Annotated in this window: 11 protein-coding genes and 1 riboswitch; of the genes, 9 read left to right on the plus strand and 2 right to left on the minus strand. The window is 48.4% G+C overall.

Features of this window, described 5'->3' with window-relative positions; all coding sequences use genetic code 11:
- Positions 1 to 163: 163 nt before the first annotated feature.
- Positions 164 to 2989: a valine--tRNA ligase gene (locus ACO0KV_RS15635; protein WP_423043663.1), complete on the minus strand. Its 2826-nt coding sequence runs from the start codon at positions 2987 to 2989 to the stop codon at positions 164 to 166.
- A gap of 228 nt (positions 2990 to 3217) precedes the next feature.
- On the opposite strand from ACO0KV_RS15635, the gene ACO0KV_RS15640 reads away from it, so the two are divergent.
- The 8 genes from ACO0KV_RS15640 (at position 3218) to ACO0KV_RS15675 (ending at position 14091) form a co-directional block, all read left to right on the plus strand.
- Positions 3218 to 5296: a tetratricopeptide repeat-containing diguanylate cyclase gene (locus ACO0KV_RS15640; RefSeq protein ID WP_423043664.1), complete on the plus strand. Its 2079-nt coding sequence runs from the start codon at positions 3218 to 3220 to the stop codon at positions 5294 to 5296.
- A 198-nt stretch (positions 5297 to 5494) separates the two neighbouring features.
- A riboswitch (TPP riboswitch) is annotated at positions 5495 to 5597 on the plus strand.
- 93 nt (positions 5598 to 5690) lie between these two features.
- Positions 5691 to 7604, plus strand: a complete 1914-nt coding sequence (gene thiC / locus ACO0KV_RS15645; protein WP_423043666.1) for a phosphomethylpyrimidine synthase ThiC — start codon at positions 5691 to 5693, stop codon at positions 7602 to 7604.
- A gap of 8 nt (positions 7605 to 7612) precedes the next feature.
- The gene (gene thiS, locus ACO0KV_RS15650; RefSeq protein WP_423043668.1) at positions 7613 to 7825 is read left to right on the plus strand and encodes a sulfur carrier protein ThiS; all 213 of its coding nucleotides are present in this window, start codon (positions 7613 to 7615) and stop codon (positions 7823 to 7825) included.
- Between the two features lie 106 nt (positions 7826 to 7931).
- On the plus strand, positions 7932 to 8717 hold the full coding sequence (locus tag ACO0KV_RS15655) for a thiazole synthase (RefSeq protein ID WP_423043670.1): 786 nt from the start codon (positions 7932 to 7934) through the stop codon (positions 8715 to 8717).
- A complete protein-coding gene (thiD, locus tag ACO0KV_RS15660; RefSeq protein ID WP_423043672.1) occupies positions 8717 to 9514 on the plus strand; it encodes a bifunctional hydroxymethylpyrimidine kinase/phosphomethylpyrimidine kinase in 798 nt (265 codons plus the stop codon). The genes ACO0KV_RS15655 and thiD overlap by 1 nt, the downstream gene beginning before the upstream one ends.
- Before the next feature lies 1 nt (position 9515).
- Positions 9516 to 10154 carry a thiamine phosphate synthase gene (thiE, locus tag ACO0KV_RS15665; protein ID WP_423043674.1) on the plus strand — a complete coding sequence of 213 codons (639 nt, stop codon included), beginning with the start codon at positions 9516 to 9518 and terminating at the stop codon, positions 10152 to 10154.
- Between the two features lie 186 nt (positions 10155 to 10340).
- On the plus strand, positions 10341 to 12641 hold the full coding sequence (locus ACO0KV_RS15670) for a UvrD-helicase domain-containing protein (protein WP_423043676.1): 2301 nt from the start codon (positions 10341 to 10343) through the stop codon (positions 12639 to 12641).
- 187 nt (positions 12642 to 12828) lie between these two features.
- A complete protein-coding gene (locus tag ACO0KV_RS15675) occupies positions 12829 to 14091 on the plus strand; it encodes a putative Na+/H+ antiporter (RefSeq protein ID WP_423043678.1) in 1263 nt (420 codons plus the stop codon).
- Between the two features lie 156 nt (positions 14092 to 14247).
- Here the strand turns inward: ACO0KV_RS15675 and coq7 are convergent, their stop codons facing one another.
- On the minus strand, positions 14248 to 14880 hold the full coding sequence (gene coq7 / locus ACO0KV_RS15680) for a 2-polyprenyl-3-methyl-6-methoxy-1,4-benzoquinone monooxygenase (RefSeq protein ID WP_423043680.1): 633 nt from the start codon (positions 14878 to 14880) through the stop codon (positions 14248 to 14250).
- Between the two features lie 384 nt (positions 14881 to 15264).
- On the opposite strand from coq7, the gene ACO0KV_RS15685 reads away from it, so the two are divergent.
- Complete coding sequence (locus ACO0KV_RS15685) at positions 15265 to 16431, plus strand: porin (RefSeq protein ID WP_423043682.1); 1167 nt, start codon at positions 15265 to 15267, stop codon at positions 16429 to 16431.
- Positions 16432 to 16611 lie beyond the last annotated feature (180 nt).

The raw sequence follows: 16611 nt of genomic DNA on the forward strand, positions 1-16611 counted from the left end.
GATTGTCGTTTGTTCTGTCGTTTTGTTTTTTCATAGACCCACGTCGTTTATAGAAATAAATTGAAGCGAGTGCTACGTCATGAAAATTAATTGTACGTGGTGAAGTGAATCACCACGTACAAAATATTAGAGCAAGTACTTTAACAACGGATGACGAGCCAGATCAGGCGGTCGGCAATTTGGAGAATTGCTCGCGTAATTTAGCGAGGGTTGCTGAGAAATTGGCCATTCTTTCCTTCTCTTGTGCGACAACCGCAACTGGCGCACGAGCGACGAAGCTCTCATTACTGAGTTTGACTTCTGCTTTGGCGATCTCTGTCTCCAGACGAGTGATTTCCTTAGATAACCGTTCGCGTTCGGCAGCAACGTCGATTTCAACTTTCAGCATGAGTTTTGACTCGCCAACGATAGAAACCGGTGCCGGAGATTCTGGCAGGCTGTCTACGACATCAACTTCAGACAGTTTTGCCAACGCTTGCAGGTAAGGTGCGAACGATTGCAGGCGTGCTTTGTCTTCTGCATTTGCCGCTTGCAATAACAGTGGCACGCGTAATGCAGGAGACAATTGCATTTCACCACGCAGATTACGGCAGGCATCGGTCATCGCTTTTAATGCATGCATCCACGCTTCTGCGGACTCATCGACATTGGCTGCTACAAACAATGGATATGGCTGCACCATAATAGAGTCGCCAGCAGGATTCAATTGTTTACCAGCCAGTGGCGCTACGGTTTGCCATAATGCTTCTGTCACAAACGGAATAATTGGATGTGCCAGGCGCAGAATCGCCTCTAATACACGTAATAATGTGCGGCGGGTTGCACGTTGCTGCGCCTCGGTGCCTTGCTGAACCTGGACTTTGGATACTTCCAGATACCAGTCGCAATATTCATCCCACACAAACTTGTAGATAGCGGACGCAATATTGTCGAAACGGAATTCATTAAATCCTTTCTCAATGTCAGCTTCGGCACGTTGCAAGGCAGAGATGATCCATTTATCTGCTTTGGAATAATCTAAATCCGCATCAGTGATATCAGCGCCAAATCCGCAATCTTTGCCTTCAGTGTTCATGAGCACAAAGCGGGTTGCATTCCATAATTTATTGCAGAAATTACGGTAGCCTTCGCAACGTGCCAGATCGAAGTTAATGTTGCGGCCCAAGGACGCATAACTCGCCATCGTAAAGCGGATAGCATCTGTACCATAAGCTTGAATACCTTCTGCAAACTCTTTACGGGTGGCTTTTTCAATCGCCGTAGCCTGTTTCGGATTCATCAACCCGGCCGTCCGTTTAGCGACTAAATCATCCACCTTGATGCCATCGATGAGATCGATAGGGTCGAGTGTATTGCCCTTAGATTTGGACATTTTCTGACCACTGGAATCACGTACCAGACCATGTACATACACAGTATTGAATGGAATCTTTCCGGTGAAGTGGGTGGTCATCATCACCATCCGTGCGACCCAGAAGAAAATAATATCAAAACCAGTGACCAGTACTGAAGTAGGCAGGAAGTGCTTCATGTCTGGTGTTTCTTCAGGCCAGCCCATGGTAGAGAAAGGGACTAACGCTGACGAGAACCACGTGTCAAGCACGTCATCATCACGCTTTAATGCGCCCGTGTAGCCAGCCGCTGCTGCTTTGGCTTTGGCTTCGGCTTCATTGCGAGCCACAAAGATTTCGCCATTGTCGCCATACCATGCCGGAATCTGATGTCCCCACCATAACTGGCGTGAAATACACCAGTCTTGGATGTTGTTGAGCCATTGGTTGTAGGTCGTGGTCCAGTTCTCTGGTACGAACTTGATTTCACCGGAGGTAACTTTTTCTAAAGCAACTTCAGCGATAGATTTGCCAGGGAAGTGTGTTCCTTCTGGTGCTGGCTTACTCATCGCCATGAACCATTGATCAGTCAGCATTGGCTCGATGATCACGTTTGTGCGATCGCCACGTGGCACCATCAATTTATGTGGTTTGACTTCAGCCAATAAGCCTTGCGCGTCAAGATCGGCGACGATTTGTTTGCGGGCGACGAAACGGTCCATGCCTTGATAGACAACTGGTGCGTTCTCGTTGATTTTTGCATCCAGCGTCATGATACAGATCATCTCTAACTGATGACGCTGACCCACGGCATAATCGTTGAGATCATGCGCTGGTGTAATTTTGACGCAGCCAGTACCGAATTCTTTATCGACATAACTGTCGGCAATGATAGGAATTTCACGATCTGTTAGTGGCAGTTTGAGCATTTTGCCAACCAGATGGATATAACGTTCATCCGTCGGGTCAACTGCCACAGCGACGTCACCTAGCAGGGTTTCGGGGCGGGTCGTTGCTACTGTCAAATGACCGCTGCCATCCGCAAACGGATAGCGGATATGCCACATAAAGCCATCTTCTTCTTCAGAGACGACTTCCAGATCGGACACAGCGGTACCTAATACCGGATCCCAGTTAACCAGACGCTTGCCGCGGTAGATCAGCCCCTGTTCAACCAGACGTACAAATACTTCTGTTACTGTCTTGGAGCGTTCCGCATCCATCGTGAAATATTCACGATCCCAGTCAGCAGACGCACCCAGACGGCGCATCTGACCAGTGATGGTGGAACCTGATTTTTCTTTCCATTCCCAGACTTTTTCTAAGAATTTTTCACGTCCGAGGTCATGGCGCGAAATTTTCTGCGCATCCAGTTGACGTTCAACAACGATCTGTGTTGCGATACCAGCATGATCCGTTCCTGGAATCCAGGCCGTATTATGTCCACGCATGCGGTAGTAACGTGTCAATCCATCCATAATGGTCTGGTTGAATGCATGCCCCATGTGCAAGGTGCCGGTCACGTTCGGTGGCGGTAACAAAATAGAAAATGACGGTTTGCCATCGTCCATACTGGCTGCGAAATAGCCGCGTTGCTCCCATTCAGAGCGCCAATGTTGTTCGATTTCTGCTGGTTCGAAAGACTTCGCTAATTCCATGATGATCTGTTGGTTATGTGCTAAACCGTTGATTATAAATGACTGTGGAGGAGTTGATGCCGTAATCGGCAGGGATTTTCCGTAAAAAATAAATATGTTTATGGAACTTTAACGACTTTTTTAAATAAAAATCTTGTTTTTACTTGTCAAGTTTTTCTCATTTTCACCTATAGTGTTGGACATGCAGTACCTATTGATTTCCATGTTTTGATGACTAAATTGATACCTATGGTTAACAAAAAATTGCAGATACTCTTGTATTTTTCGATCTATTCGCTCTTGGGTATTATGCTTGGTGGACATGTCGTTTTTGCCGATGAGACGACGGATCTTGCGCAAGTTGTTAGTATTCAAACCATAGGAGATAGCAATAACACAGAGGCGCTGAATCGTTTGCTGGCGCTCAAGCAAACTCAAACTTCTTCAACCCCGATACGCGTACGCCTCGAAACCCTCAAAGTGCTGGCTGATCTTTACTATGATGCTAGCCAAATCACATCTAGTACGGCCACGGTGCACGAATTATTATCGCTCGCGACAGCCGAAAAAGACGCGACTGGGATTGCCATTGCTGAGATCATGTCGGTGAACCAATTGATTGACAGTGGTAAACCGCAGGAAGGGCTCAATAAACTCCAAGCAATTAGTGAAAACCTTCCGTCCGATGCGGCAATAGAAGTCCGAATGCGTCTTGAACATGCGTTCGGTTTTGTCAATCACCTGCTGGGTAATTTCGATACGTCGTTGAGATACATGCTGGAGGCATTGAAACTCAGTGATGATTTGCCAACACGTAAGGTGCAAAATCGTCTAATTATGCTTGATGCTATCGCTAGGGTTTATATCAGTATGAAAGATCCGGCAAAGGCACTGTCAACCGTGGTCGACGCATTGGATATTTCACCTCTTGCGCAGGCCCCCAAGATCCTTGCATCGCTCAGCAACAGCCAGGGTGTTGCTTATTCCTTCCTAGGACAACATGATAAATCAATTGAAGCCTATAAACGTGCATTAAAGATATCGCATGATACGGGTATGGCAACAAATGAAATGAGTTGTCTGATCAATATCAGCGATCACTACTTGATCTTAAATCAATATAAGCAAGCGGAGACGTACGCAAGGCAAGCTCTCGAGCGTGCAGAACGTGTAGCGGACAAATCAACGATCGACCTTGCCAGAGTGAATCTGGGGTTTGCTCTGGTCGGGCTAGGTAAAATGAGTCAGGGTGTGGAGTTAGTGAACGCCGCGATTCACGATTTGATGGAGTCTGGTCAGAAAACGGATGCCGAGGATATTATTGCTGAACTTGCCAATGCCTATGAGCGCGCCGGAATGTTCAAAGAGGCATTAGCAACGCTGCGTCAACAACAACAACTCAATAGCGAATTATTCAGCGCCGAACGGTCTAAAGCGGTTGCTACATTACAAGAGCAATTTAATGCCAAGCAAAAACAAAAACAGATCGAGTTACTAGCGAAAGACAATGCGCTGAAAGACGCACACATCCGTAATCACCGATTACAGCAAGCGATTACCTTGCTTGGTGCAACTGTCACGGTCATGGTGGGTATGTTTATTTTCTTGTTATATCGTCGTGGACAGCGAGTCAATAAGCAGTTGCGCGAAGCGAATGCCCAACTGGAATTCCATGCCGTTCACGACCCGCTGACAGGCTTGTATAACCGTCGCTCCTTTGTCGAAAGGATGCATTTGCGCACAGCAGAAATCGAGGCCGAGCGGCGGGAAGTGCGTGACGGCAACCCCGATTGTCTGATTCTGCTCGACATTGACCATTTTAAGCAGATCAATGACACTTGGGGACATGCCGCTGGCGATACCGTGTTGGCGGATGTTGCCCAGCGCTTGCGTAAGACGGTGCGCGATACGGATATGGTGCTACGGTGGGGTGGGGAAGAGTTTTTAGTGTACGCCCCTAAATCTAATCCCGATCAGATCGCCATTTTGGTTGAGCGCCTTTTACAATCTGTCGGCGGCACCGGTATTGCTATCGGCGAGCATCAGATTCAGGTGACGATGACAGCTGGCTTTATTTCATTGCCTTTTTCAGGTTTTCCTGAAGATCAGTTCAACTGGGAAAAAGCCATTCATATTGCCGATATGGCCTTGTATTTGGGCAAGAGAAATGGGCGTAATCGTGCCTACGGTGTTGCCCGCGTGTTGGTTGATGCCGCCTCAGCAGTGCCATTTTTCGAAGATGACCTGGCCGCAGCGGTGAGCGCTGGCATCGTTGAGCTGACTGAAGTGATGGGGCCGCCTAAAATTGATTTCAGTCATGCTATGTAGAAAAATTTATTTGTGGTGTTGTATTTGTGCTTTTTGAACTGATCCCATTGAAGATAAATATGGCGTCAAGCCAACCTTGGTTTGCTATTTTGGGTAACGTCGGCACTGATGAAATTCTTTTTATCTCCTTACCGCGCGTTAGCGATATAATGCCGCCACGACGACAGCGTGATTAAAAAATTATCACGCTGCGAAGTTAAATAATGCTAGGGGTCCTGATATCGATAGTCGGTATCGGGTGAGAAATACCCTCGAACCTGATCTGGATAATGCCAGCGAAGGGAAGCCGCTAAAAATCGTACCCATAATGCTTGTCTGTGTTTGTTATGCGCGTACTGTGTTTTTAGAAACTCCTTTGCTGGCTCCATGCCAACAAGCAAAGGAGCCAAAACTAATGAATGCCAATCCTAAATTTCTGTCCGCAACAGCGACAGTTGACGAAGCCGCTATTGCGCCGCTGCCGAATTCCCGCAAAGTATATGTACAAGGTAGTCGTCCAGACATCCGTGTACCTATGCGCGAAATCAGCCAATCTGATACACCGGCATCTTTTGGTGCAGAAAAAAATCCGCCGATTTATGTGTATGACACTTCGGGTCCTTACACTGATCCGAACGTCAACATTGATATTCGTTCCGGTCTGGGATCTGTCCGTGGTGCATGGATTGCAGAGCGTGACGATACGGAAGAATTGTCCGGTCCGAGTTCTAAGTATGGTCAGGAACGTCTCAATGACCCACAATTAGCCGAGTTACGCTTCAATCTGAAACGACTGCCACGTCGTGCTAAAGCGGGTAAAAACGTATCGCAAATGCACTATGCGCGCCAAGGTATTATTACGCCAGAAATGGAGTACATTGCCATTCGTGAAAATTTACAACGCAAAGAATATTTAGCTAATTTAAAGGCGTCTGGCCCAATGGGTGACAAGCTCGCTGAGATGATGGGACGCCAGCATCCTGGACAATCCTTCGGTGCTGCAATTCCGGCAGAAATTTCACCTGAATTTGTACGTTCAGAAATTGCTCGCGGACGCGCTATTATTCCAGCCAATATTAATCACCCCGAAGTAGAACCGATGATTATCGGACGTAATTTTCTGGTGAAAATTAATGCCAATATCGGTAACTCCGCCGTCACTTCATCGATTGGTGAAGAAGTTGAAAAAATGACGTGGGCGATCCGCTGGGGGGGTGATAACGTTATGGATTTATCAACCGGCAAACATATCCACGAAACGCGTGAATGGATCATCCGTAATTCCCCTGTTCCTATCGGCACGGTCCCTATTTATCAGGCACTCGAAAAGGTTAACGGGAAAGCCGAGGATCTGACATGGGAGATCTTCCGCGACACACTGATTGAGCAAGCCGAACAAGGTGTTGATTATTTTACGATCCATGCAGGTGTGCGTTTGCAATATGTGCCATTGACCGCCAAACGCATGACAGGCATTGTCTCTCGTGGCGGCTCTATTATGGCCAAATGGTGCTTGGCGCATCACAAAGAAAGCTTCTTGTACGAGCACTTTGAAGACATCTGCGAGATCATGAAAGCGTACGACGTGTCGTTCAGTTTAGGTGATGGCCTACGCCCAGGGTCGATTTACGATGCTAATGATGAAGCGCAGTTAGGTGAGTTAAAAACCTTGGGTGAATTGACCCAGATCGCCTGGAAGCACGACGTGCAAGTCATGATCGAAGGTCCTGGTCATGTGCCTATGCATCTGATCAAAGAAAATATGGACCTGCAATTAGAGCAATGTCACGAAGCGCCGTTCTACACGCTCGGACCACTGACGACAGATATTGCTCCAGGTTACGACCACATTACGTCTGGTATTGGCGCAGCACAAATCGGCTGGTATGGTACCGCCATGTTGTGCTATGTCACACCAAAAGAGCACCTTGGTTTGCCGAATAAAGTCGACGTTAAAGACGGCATTATCACTTACAAAATCGCAGCGCATGCAGCCGATTTGGCGAAGGGACATCCGGGTGCGCAGATTCGTGACAATGCTTTGTCCAAAGCCCGTTTTGAATTCCGTTGGGAGGATCAGTTCAATATTGGCCTCGACCCAGATAAAGCACGTGAATTCCATGATGAAACCTTACCGAAAGATTCCGCCAAAGTCGCCCATTTCTGCTCCATGTGCGGCCCCCATTTCTGTTCCATGAAAATCACGCAAGAAGTGCGTGACTATGCTGCGAAGCAAGGAATATCAGAGATTGCTGCTCTGAAACAAGGGATGGAAGTAAAAGCGGTGGAGTTCGTTAAAAACGGTGCAGAAATTTATCGCAAACAGTGAGCGTCTTGATGGACTTGGAATTAGATATTGAACTCAATGGCAGCACGTATCAGGTCACATCCGGTAACACGATTGATGACTTGATTGGTGCGCTTGAGCTTAGAGAAAAGAACATCGCCGTGGCCGTCAATCGGCAGATTATCCCGCGTGGTCGGTGGGGTGAGTTGCAGCTCAAAAGTAAGGATAAAGTCGATATCGTCCGCGCTATTGGGGGCGGATAAATACTGACCTTATGCTGACCTTCCGCTGATAAGAAAAAAGATGTTGCGCAAGTAAAAAATTTGATTGCGCAACATTCTTTGCCTGCGATCTAAAAAAGGAATACAAATGCAAACAACAGAAGGTTTAACCATTGCCGGAAAAATCTACGGCTCACGCTTATTAGTTGGTAGTGGTAAATATAAAGATCTCGAACAAACGCGTCTGGCAACAGAAGCGGCTGGCGCTGAAATCATTACGGTCGCCATTCGTCGCGTGAATATCGGGCAAGATCCGAATGCGCCTAGTCTGCTCGATGTGGTACCGCCATCCAGATATACCATCCTACCTAATTCGGCAGGCTGCTATAACGCGCAAGACGCCGTGTACACCCTGCAATTGGGGCGTGAATTATTGGGTGGCCACAAGTTATGCAAATTAGAAGTCTTAGGCGATGAAAAAACCTTATTTCCAAATATGCCCGAGACCCTGAAAGCAGCCAAGACCTTGGTGAACGATGGCTTTGATGTGATGGTGTACTGTAGCGATGATCCAATTCAGGCAAGAATGCTGGAAGACATCGGCTGTGTTGCCGTTATGCCTTTAGCGTCACTCATTGGTTCTGGAATGGGCATTCTGAATCCGTGGAATTTGTCGTTAATCATTGAACAGGCGAAGGTGCCTGTGCTGGTGGATGCCGGCGTAGGTACGGCGTCCGATGCGGCGATTGCGATGGAGCTGGGATGTGATGGCGTGTTGATGAACACAGCGATTGCCGGTGCCCGCGACCCTGTTCGTATGGCGCGCGCCATGGGACTGGCTGTCGAGGCAGGGCGGGAAGCCTTTCTGGCAGGCCGTATGCCACGCAAGTTTGCGGCGTCGCCGTCATCACCAATGGCGGGGCGCATTGTCTGATGACGCATCCACAACGCCCTTGTGTACTGGTCTTTGCGGGGCATGACCCCAGCGGGGGCGCGGGGATCCAGGCGGATATTGAAGCGATTGCCGCGCAAGGCGCCCATGCCTTGCCGGTCATTACTGCGCTGACTGTGCAGGATAACGATCATGCATACGCAGTGCATGCCGTTGATGCGCAAATTATCTTGCAACAGGCAATGACACTGGTCGCTAAGATACCCGTATCGGTGGTCAAAATCGGTATCGTTGCGCACAAAAAGAATGCGGCCACCATTGCGCGTTTTATTCAGCAACTCAAACAAAAACAGCCCGCACTGCATGTAGTTCTGGATCCCGTACTTGGCAGTGGACACGGGGATCGCTTATCGCTCGATGACGCCGTCGAAGCGATACAGCCCTTACTCAACGTGGCGACGCTCATCACCCCCAATTTGCCCGAATTATTACGCTTAGCGCCCACATCAACAGGTTTTGTCGAGCAAGCCCAGAGATTGTTACAAAGCACGGCTGCCGATGTGCTTGTCAAAGGTGGACATGGGTCTGAGGCGCAGGTGAAGAATATCTGGTATCAAGCACAACATTTACAGGCGGCACAAGAATGGCTGTGGCCCCGATTAACAGGAGAATTCCATGGCAGCGGGTGCACACTGGCGTCAGCGATCGCGGGTCGACTAGCGATGGGTGAATCACTCGGGCTGGCGCTGGATCGTGCTCAGCAGTACACCCAAGAAGCGCTACACCAAGCGTATGCAATTGCTGCGGGACAGCTGATTCCACAACGAAACAGGATATAACATGAGCATCAACAATTTACGGGGATTGTATATCGTCACTCCGGACTGGGACGACACCGATCAATTAGTGACGGTCACTGAACAAGCATTAGAAGGCGGTGCGAATATTGTTCAGTATCGCCATAAAACAGCCAGTGCTGATCTGCGCAAAGAGCAGGCGCAGGCGTTGCAGCAGCTATGTCGTCGGTATCAAAAACCATTCATCATTAATGACCATCTGGATTTGTTTCTAGAACTCGATGCGGATGGATTGCATGTGGGTGGGATGGACATCTCTGTTGCAGAAGCACGGTCGCAGATTGGTCCGGACAAGATACTGGGCGCGTCGTGCTACGGCGATCTTGCTCTTGCCCGACTGGCGGTGAATACTGGGGCGAGTTATGTTGCCTTTGGTGGATTTTATCCTTCACGCATCAAAAAATACGCCGTTACAACCGCACATGAGATCGTGTCCGAGGCGGGGAGAGAATTTGCCTTACCCAAGGTGGTCATCGGTGGTATGACATTAGAGAACTGTCAGCCGCTGTTGGCGCATGGGACGGAGATGGTTGCTGTCATCAGCAGCGTCTATATGGCGGATGATCCTCAACTGGCAGCGCGTCAATTTGTGCGATTATTGGGCGGGACTGCAACGAAGTAAGGTAAAAGGGACGGCATCAGTGCTGTTCGTGGAGCAGAAACTACGTTGGCCGTGTGAACGTATGTTTCTTGCTTAACATGCAAAAATCCACAACAGGCGTCTTTGTTGCATGCAGCATGCAAGTACGGACAGCGAGATCGTTGTAGAGAACGGTTCAGTCGTCCCGCTCTCCCGTATAATCGGGGTATGCAAAATTTACTTCATAATTTAAATCCTGAGCAGCTTGCTGCTGTGACCCTGCCGGCGCAGTCGGCCCTGATTCTGGCCGGTGCCGGATCGGGCAAGACGCGTGTATTGACCACCCGGATTGCATGGTTAATCCAGACCGGACAAGTGTCGCCGGGGGGGATTCTGGCGGTGACCTTTACCAATAAAGCAGCTAAAGAGATGATGTCGCGTTTATCGGCGATGTTGCCGATCAATACGCGTGGTATGTGGATAGGTACCTTCCACGGCTTATGTAATCGCTTGCTACGTGCGCATCACCGCGATGCGGGCTTGCCACAAACATTTCAAATTTTAGATTCTGGCGATCAATTGTCATTTATTAAACGCTTGCTGAAAGCAAATAACATTGACGACGAGAAATTTCCACCCAAGACGCTGATGTATTTCATCAACAGTGCCAAGGATCAGGGATTACGTGCTGCGCAAGTCGATGCGTATGATGATTTCAACCGCAAGATGGTCGCGTTGTACGATTTATACGATGCGCAATGCCAACGTGAAGGCGTGGTTGATTTTGCGGAGTTATTGCTGCGCACCTATGAATTATTGAGCCGCAATCAACCGTTGCGCGAACATTATCAGGAACGCTTCCGCCATGTGCTGGTTGATGAGTTTCAGGATACCAACGATCTCCAGTATAAATGGCTCAAGCTCATGGCTGGTGCTGGTAATCGGCGTGCTGGTGCGGTGTTCGCGGTTGGTGATGACGATCAGAGTATTTACGCTTTCCGCGGTGCCAATGTAGGCAATATGTCGGCGTTTGAACGTGAATTTGAGGTTAAAAACCTCATTAAGCTGGAACAAAACTACCGTTCCCACGGTCATATTCTTGATAGCGCCAATATCCTGATTGCCAATAACAGCAAGCGTCTCGGTAAAAATTTACGCACCGACGCTGGGCATGGCGAGTTAGTCCGTATCATGGAAGCCAGCAGCGATATCCAAGAGGCAAACTGGATCATTGACGAAGCAAAAAATCTGATCCGTGAAGGATCATTACGTAGCGAAATCGCGATTTTGTACCGATCCAACGCGCAATCTCGTGTGATTGAGCATGCGTTGTTTACTGCCAACATTCCTTATCGTGTGTATGGTGGACAACGCTTTTTTGAGCGCGCTGAAATTAAACACGCAATTGCGTATCTGCAATTAATGGATAACCCACACAACGATTCAGCATTTTTGCGTGTGGTGAACTTCCCGACGCGCGGCATTGGTGCCCGCTCGATTGAACAACTGCAGGATGCCGCCAAACAGCAAGGCAGCTCATTGTATGCAGCAGTCCGGCATGTCGGTGGCAAAGCCGGATCGTCGTTAGCCAATTTTGTGAAGTTGATCGAAGGTGCGCGTTTTGAGACGCAAAATTTGCCTCTCCCTGAGATGGTGAAAATCGTACTCGATCTGAGTACGTTGATGACGCATTATCACGCAGAAAAGGAAGGTGCCGACCGGATAGAAAACTTGGAGCAGTTGGTCAATGCGGCGACCTTGTTTGTTTCCGAAGAAGGTTTCGGTAAAGAAGCACCGGCATTCAGTGGCCCTGCCAGCAGTGCTGCGGTGTTATTAGATAATGGTGATGGTACAACCATCATTGATGCCGATGCGGCATTGCCAACCTTGATGTCACCGTTATCGGCATTCCTGTCGCATGCGTCGCTGGAAGCTGGTGATAATCAGGCGCAAGCTGGGCAGGATGCGATGCAATTAATGACTGTGCATTCTGCTAAAGGTCTGGAGTTTGATGCGGTGTTTATTACCGGTCTCGAAGAAGGCTTGTTCCCGCATGAAAACAGCGCGCAAGAAGAATCCGGTGTCGAAGAAGAGCGGCGCCTGATGTATGTAGCGATTACCCGTGCCCGCAAACGCTTGTACCTGAGCTTCTCGCAGACTCGCATGTTGCACGGTCAGACTCGCTACAACATGCGCTCGCGCTTCTTTGATGAATTGCCGGAAGAGTCACTGAAGTGGCTCTCGCCTAAAGTGCAGCCAAGCTGGTTTGGGCAGTCTAAAAAGTCAGCCTGGGATGAAACGTCGATCGAAGACGCGGGGCGCGATGCAAACCGGATTGCACAGCAAATGACAAAACAAAGCTCATCGATGACGTGGCGCATCGGTCAGGGCGTGACGCACCCTAAATTTGGTGAAGGTGTCATTGTCAACATTGAGGGCAGTGGCAGCAATGCCAGAGCGCACATTAATTTTGGGCAATTTGGGATGAAGTTACTGGATCTGAGTGTCGCTAAATTAGAGAAAATTTAATACAACTTTATTTTCACAGCAACGCTGAGGGATGGCCTGCTCCCGCGTCATGGTGCCATCTCTTAGCTCTGTATCCCATTGTTATTTTTCACATTACCTGATGTGACTGAGTTGGCGAAGTGAATGCGCCCATTTTGCGTCGGTTCGTCTGTGTCTCGGCGAATGTCAATCTGAACGAGGAAGCTCTATGGCAATTGATCAATTATTAGAATACCTCGCTGCCGGACTCTTTGGGCTAGCGGTATTGCACACCTTTTCGACGAAATACTTTTTAAATCTCGCGCATCGCAGTCCGCGTCATGCCGGCTTATGGCATTTGCTTGGCGAAGTCGAAGTGGTCTTCGGTTTCTGGGCACTGGTGCTGGTGACCTCCATGAGTATGATGTTCGATCTTCATCACGCCATTGCTTATTTGGAGTCGCAGAACTTTACGGAGCCGCTCTTTGTCTTTGTCATTCTCGTCATTGCCGCGACCAAACCAGTACTGTGGTTAGTACAAGAAGTTGTGTCCCGTATTGCTCACGTGTTGCCTTTTTCGAGACAGTTATCCTTATATCTGCTGTGCTTAACGCTGGTACCTTTACTCGGTTCATTTATTACAGAGCCTGCAGCGATGACGCTGGCCGCCTTAATGCTCAAGGAGCGTTTCTATCAAAAAAATATCTCCTCACGCATGAAATACATGACCCTTGGGGTCTTGTTCGTCAATGTTTCGATTGGCGGCGTGCTGACACCGTTCGCTGCACCTCCGGTATTGATGGTCGCTGAAAAGTGGGGATGGGACATCGCCTTCATGAGTAGCTCCTTTGGCTGGAAGGCTGCCTGCGCGGTGGTGATAAATGGCTTATTGATGACGTTGTGGTTCAAGCGCGAATTGTTGCAGTTATCGGAAACTGAACATGTAAAAAACGAAACACGGATGCCCATCGCAGTGGTGGCGATCCATCTCTTGTTTTTGGGAATGACGGTCTGGTTTACGCACTATCCTGTCGTTTTCTTAGGTTTATTTATGTTTTTTCTCGGCTATACCGAGGCGTACCAGCGATATCAGGATAGATTGATGCTCAGAGAAGGCTTACTAGTTGCATTTTTTTTGGCTGGTCTCGTCGTGCTTGGTGGAATGCAACAGTGGTGGTTGCAGCCGATATTAGCGGGTCTCAACAGTACGGTGCTGTTTTTCGGTGCGATGTCATTGACGGCCATTACTGACAACGCGGCGCTGACTTATCTTGGGTCTTTGGTGAGTGGTTTGTCACCTGAAGCGAAATATGCGTTGGTGGCAGGTGCTCTGACGGGTGGAGGCTTGACGGTGATTGCGAATGCACCGAATCCGGCGGGATATGCGATTTTGAAGGACTGTTTTGATGAAGGTGCAATCAGTCCGTCGGGATTGTTTCTTGCTGCTTTGATACCAACAGCGATAGCGGCGTTCTTTTTTCTGGTGTTTTAATTAAGAGCGGTGTTGAATCGTGTCCAAACACCACGCCTCTTTGTTCGAGGATATTCTTTCATTTGACGTCGACCACAACATTGTCATTCCCGCATGCTTTTAGCGGGAATCTAAGTTTTTCTTCTTTATAGCTTCTAGCGCAAGTTTTCTACAGCATCAGATGTAATACGCAGTTGTCGTCATCACTTTTGCCATACATTTCATACCAACGCGCACTGGTAACGGTAATTCGCTGGCGCCTAGTGATTTTGCTGCAGCGCCGTGGGCGACTTCATCAACGCGCATTTGTTCGACGATGGCGCGGGACTTGCTGTCGCTTTCTGGCAAGGCTTGTAGATGGCTAGCGAGATGCGCTTCAACTTGGCGTTCTGTTTCAACCACAAATCCGAGACTTGCTGCATCGCCGCATTTTGCAGCAATGACGCCGCACACATAGGCGCCGGCGTACCACAGCGGACTCATGAAACTCGTATGCGAGTTCAACTCTGTTAAGCGTTGCGCGGTCCACGCGAGGTGGTCCTCTTCTTCGATGCACGAATGCTGTAGCTGACGGGCGACTTCTGGTGTATGCGAAAAGCTGCTTTGGGCGTCATATAGTGCTTGCGCGCAAATTTCACCCACATGGTTGACCCGCATCAGACCAGCGCTGTGTTTTTGTTCCTGTTCAGTCAATGTACAGCTGTCGACATGCGCGGCTGGATTGGGGCGTGAGCTTTTGGCCTGTGCAGAGACCGTGCGCAGAGCACGATCAAATGCCATCAACAGGCGATCTGGATGAGGAAAAGACATAGTTGGACTCGAAGTAGCAAAGATATTCTGGAATGTCCGTCATTGTAGAGCAGTTCTGCGATCGTCATTCACAGAGCGCGTTTGCGCTAGCTTAAGCTGGCGCTAAATTTTTAAGAAATTTTTAAGAAATTTTTAAGAAACTATTCTTAATCTTCATTTTCAATTGAAAAGTTTGTTGCGAGTTCGCCACATTTTGTTCGTTTAAAGACGGTCGTTCGCAAATTTGCTTTGCTCAAAACCGACTAGTTTGATTCAATCAGTCTTAGCTTCTGAATCGACAAGTAAATCGAGAGGTTTCGAAGTTTTTGCAGTAAAAATCAAAAAGAACCAATTAGAGTTCGTTCCATTACTGGATTATCAAAGATAAATTTGGAGACTTACACAATGAAAAAATCACTTATTGCTTTTGCAGTCCTCGGCGCATTTGCTGCTTCAGCATCTGCACAATCAAACGTCACCTTGTACGGCATTATCGATGCTGCGGTGATGTACAACACCAACCAGACAGCTGCTGGCGGTAACAAGCTCACGCTCGACGCTGGTCAATTGTTGACATCCCGCTGGGGTATCAAGGGTAGCGAAGATCTGGGTGGCGGTATGAAAGCGATCTTCAACTTAGAAGGCACACTGGCAAATGATACTGGTGCAGCTGGTGCAGGTTTTGGTGGTAACTCTTTTACACAAGCTGGTAGTGGCTCATCCTTGTTTGACCGCCTTTCATGGTTGGGGTTGAGCGGTGACTTCGGTACAGTGACTGCTGGTCGTAATAACATTCTGGGTGTTGACTCTGTTGGTATGGCCGATCCAATGGGTCTGGCTCATGCAGGTAGCAATCCGAACGTCATGTTCAGTGCGTTGAATTCGGGTGCAACATTCGGTGGCTTCGGTACAAACCAAGGCGGTACAGGACTGCGTCAGAACAACTCTGTTAAGTATGTTTCTCCTTATCAGAACATGAACGGTTTCGGTGTCGGTCTGATGTACGGTGCAGGTGAGCAAGCTGGCAACACGTCAGGCAGCCGTTACATGGGCGCATCTGCCTTCTTCACTGATGGTAAAAATGGTGCTGCTATTTCCTACGCTAAACTCAATGACGTAACCGGAAATGCATCGTTGTCTGGTGTTGCCCTCGGTTTGAAATACTATGTAACGCCGGAAGTGAAGTTGAATTTTACGTATTCTCAAAATACAGTCGATGGCAAAATTATGATCCCTGTCAGTGCGACGCTGGCATTGAACGCAGATCAGCGTAAGATTGCTGTCATTGGCGCAGGCGTTGATTACTCTCTCTCTCAGCAAACGACGCTGACGGCAGCGTACTACGATACAAAACGCTCCGGTGACGTTGGTGGGTTGTTAGATGGCAAAGCTGATCAATACATCTTGCTCGGTAAGTACGCGTTAAGTAAGCGTACAACAGCCTATGCTTCTGTGGTGTATGCAAAAGCTGGATCAGCTAATGCCCAAGACACAGGCTTGTCTTTAGGCATCATCGCTGCTGGAAACTCCACAGCGGTTCGTACTGCGGTAGGCGTTTTGCATTCATTCTAACTTGAATATAATTTGCTAAAAATTGCTGTTCGCAATATTTAAAAGCCTCATTCTGAACTGCACCCCAAAAGTTGGACACCCGTCCTAACTTTTGGGGTGTTTTCATGAGTAAATACACAAAGCAATTCAAACTGGCCGTTGTTAAACGGTATCAAGAAGGTTCAGCGGGTTATCAAGCCG

Origin of the sequence: Undibacterium sp. RuRC25W (assembly GCF_049339825.1) — a bacterium.
In the GTDB taxonomy this organism is placed as follows: Bacteria; Pseudomonadota; Gammaproteobacteria; order Burkholderiales; family Burkholderiaceae_D; genus Undibacterium.

What these genes read in the sequence shown, in the direction of transcription:
- ACO0KV_RS15635 (WP_423043663.1), bottom strand. Translation starts at nt 2,989, where the DNA reads ATGGAATTAGCGAAGTCTTTCGAACCAGCAGAAATCGAACAACATTGG.
- ACO0KV_RS15640 (WP_423043664.1), top strand. Translation starts at nt 3,218, where the DNA reads ATGGTTAACAAAAAATTGCAGATACTCTTGTATTTTTCGATCTATTCG.
- thiC (WP_423043666.1), top strand. Translation starts at nt 5,691, where the DNA reads ATGAATGCCAATCCTAAATTTCTGTCCGCAACAGCGACAGTTGACGAA.
- thiS (WP_423043668.1), top strand. Translation starts at nt 7,613, where the DNA reads ATGGACTTGGAATTAGATATTGAACTCAATGGCAGCACGTATCAGGTC.
- ACO0KV_RS15655 (WP_423043670.1), top strand. Translation starts at nt 7,932, where the DNA reads ATGCAAACAACAGAAGGTTTAACCATTGCCGGAAAAATCTACGGCTCA.
- thiD (WP_423043672.1), top strand. Translation starts at nt 8,717, where the DNA reads ATGACGCATCCACAACGCCCTTGTGTACTGGTCTTTGCGGGGCATGAC.
- thiE (WP_423043674.1), top strand. Translation starts at nt 9,516, where the DNA reads ATGAGCATCAACAATTTACGGGGATTGTATATCGTCACTCCGGACTGG.
- ACO0KV_RS15670 (WP_423043676.1), top strand. Translation starts at nt 10,341, where the DNA reads ATGCAAAATTTACTTCATAATTTAAATCCTGAGCAGCTTGCTGCTGTG.
- ACO0KV_RS15675 (WP_423043678.1), top strand. Translation starts at nt 12,829, where the DNA reads ATGGCAATTGATCAATTATTAGAATACCTCGCTGCCGGACTCTTTGGG.
- coq7 (WP_423043680.1), bottom strand. Translation starts at nt 14,880, where the DNA reads ATGTCTTTTCCTCATCCAGATCGCCTGTTGATGGCATTTGATCGTGCT.
- ACO0KV_RS15685 (WP_423043682.1), top strand. Translation starts at nt 15,265, where the DNA reads ATGAAAAAATCACTTATTGCTTTTGCAGTCCTCGGCGCATTTGCTGCT.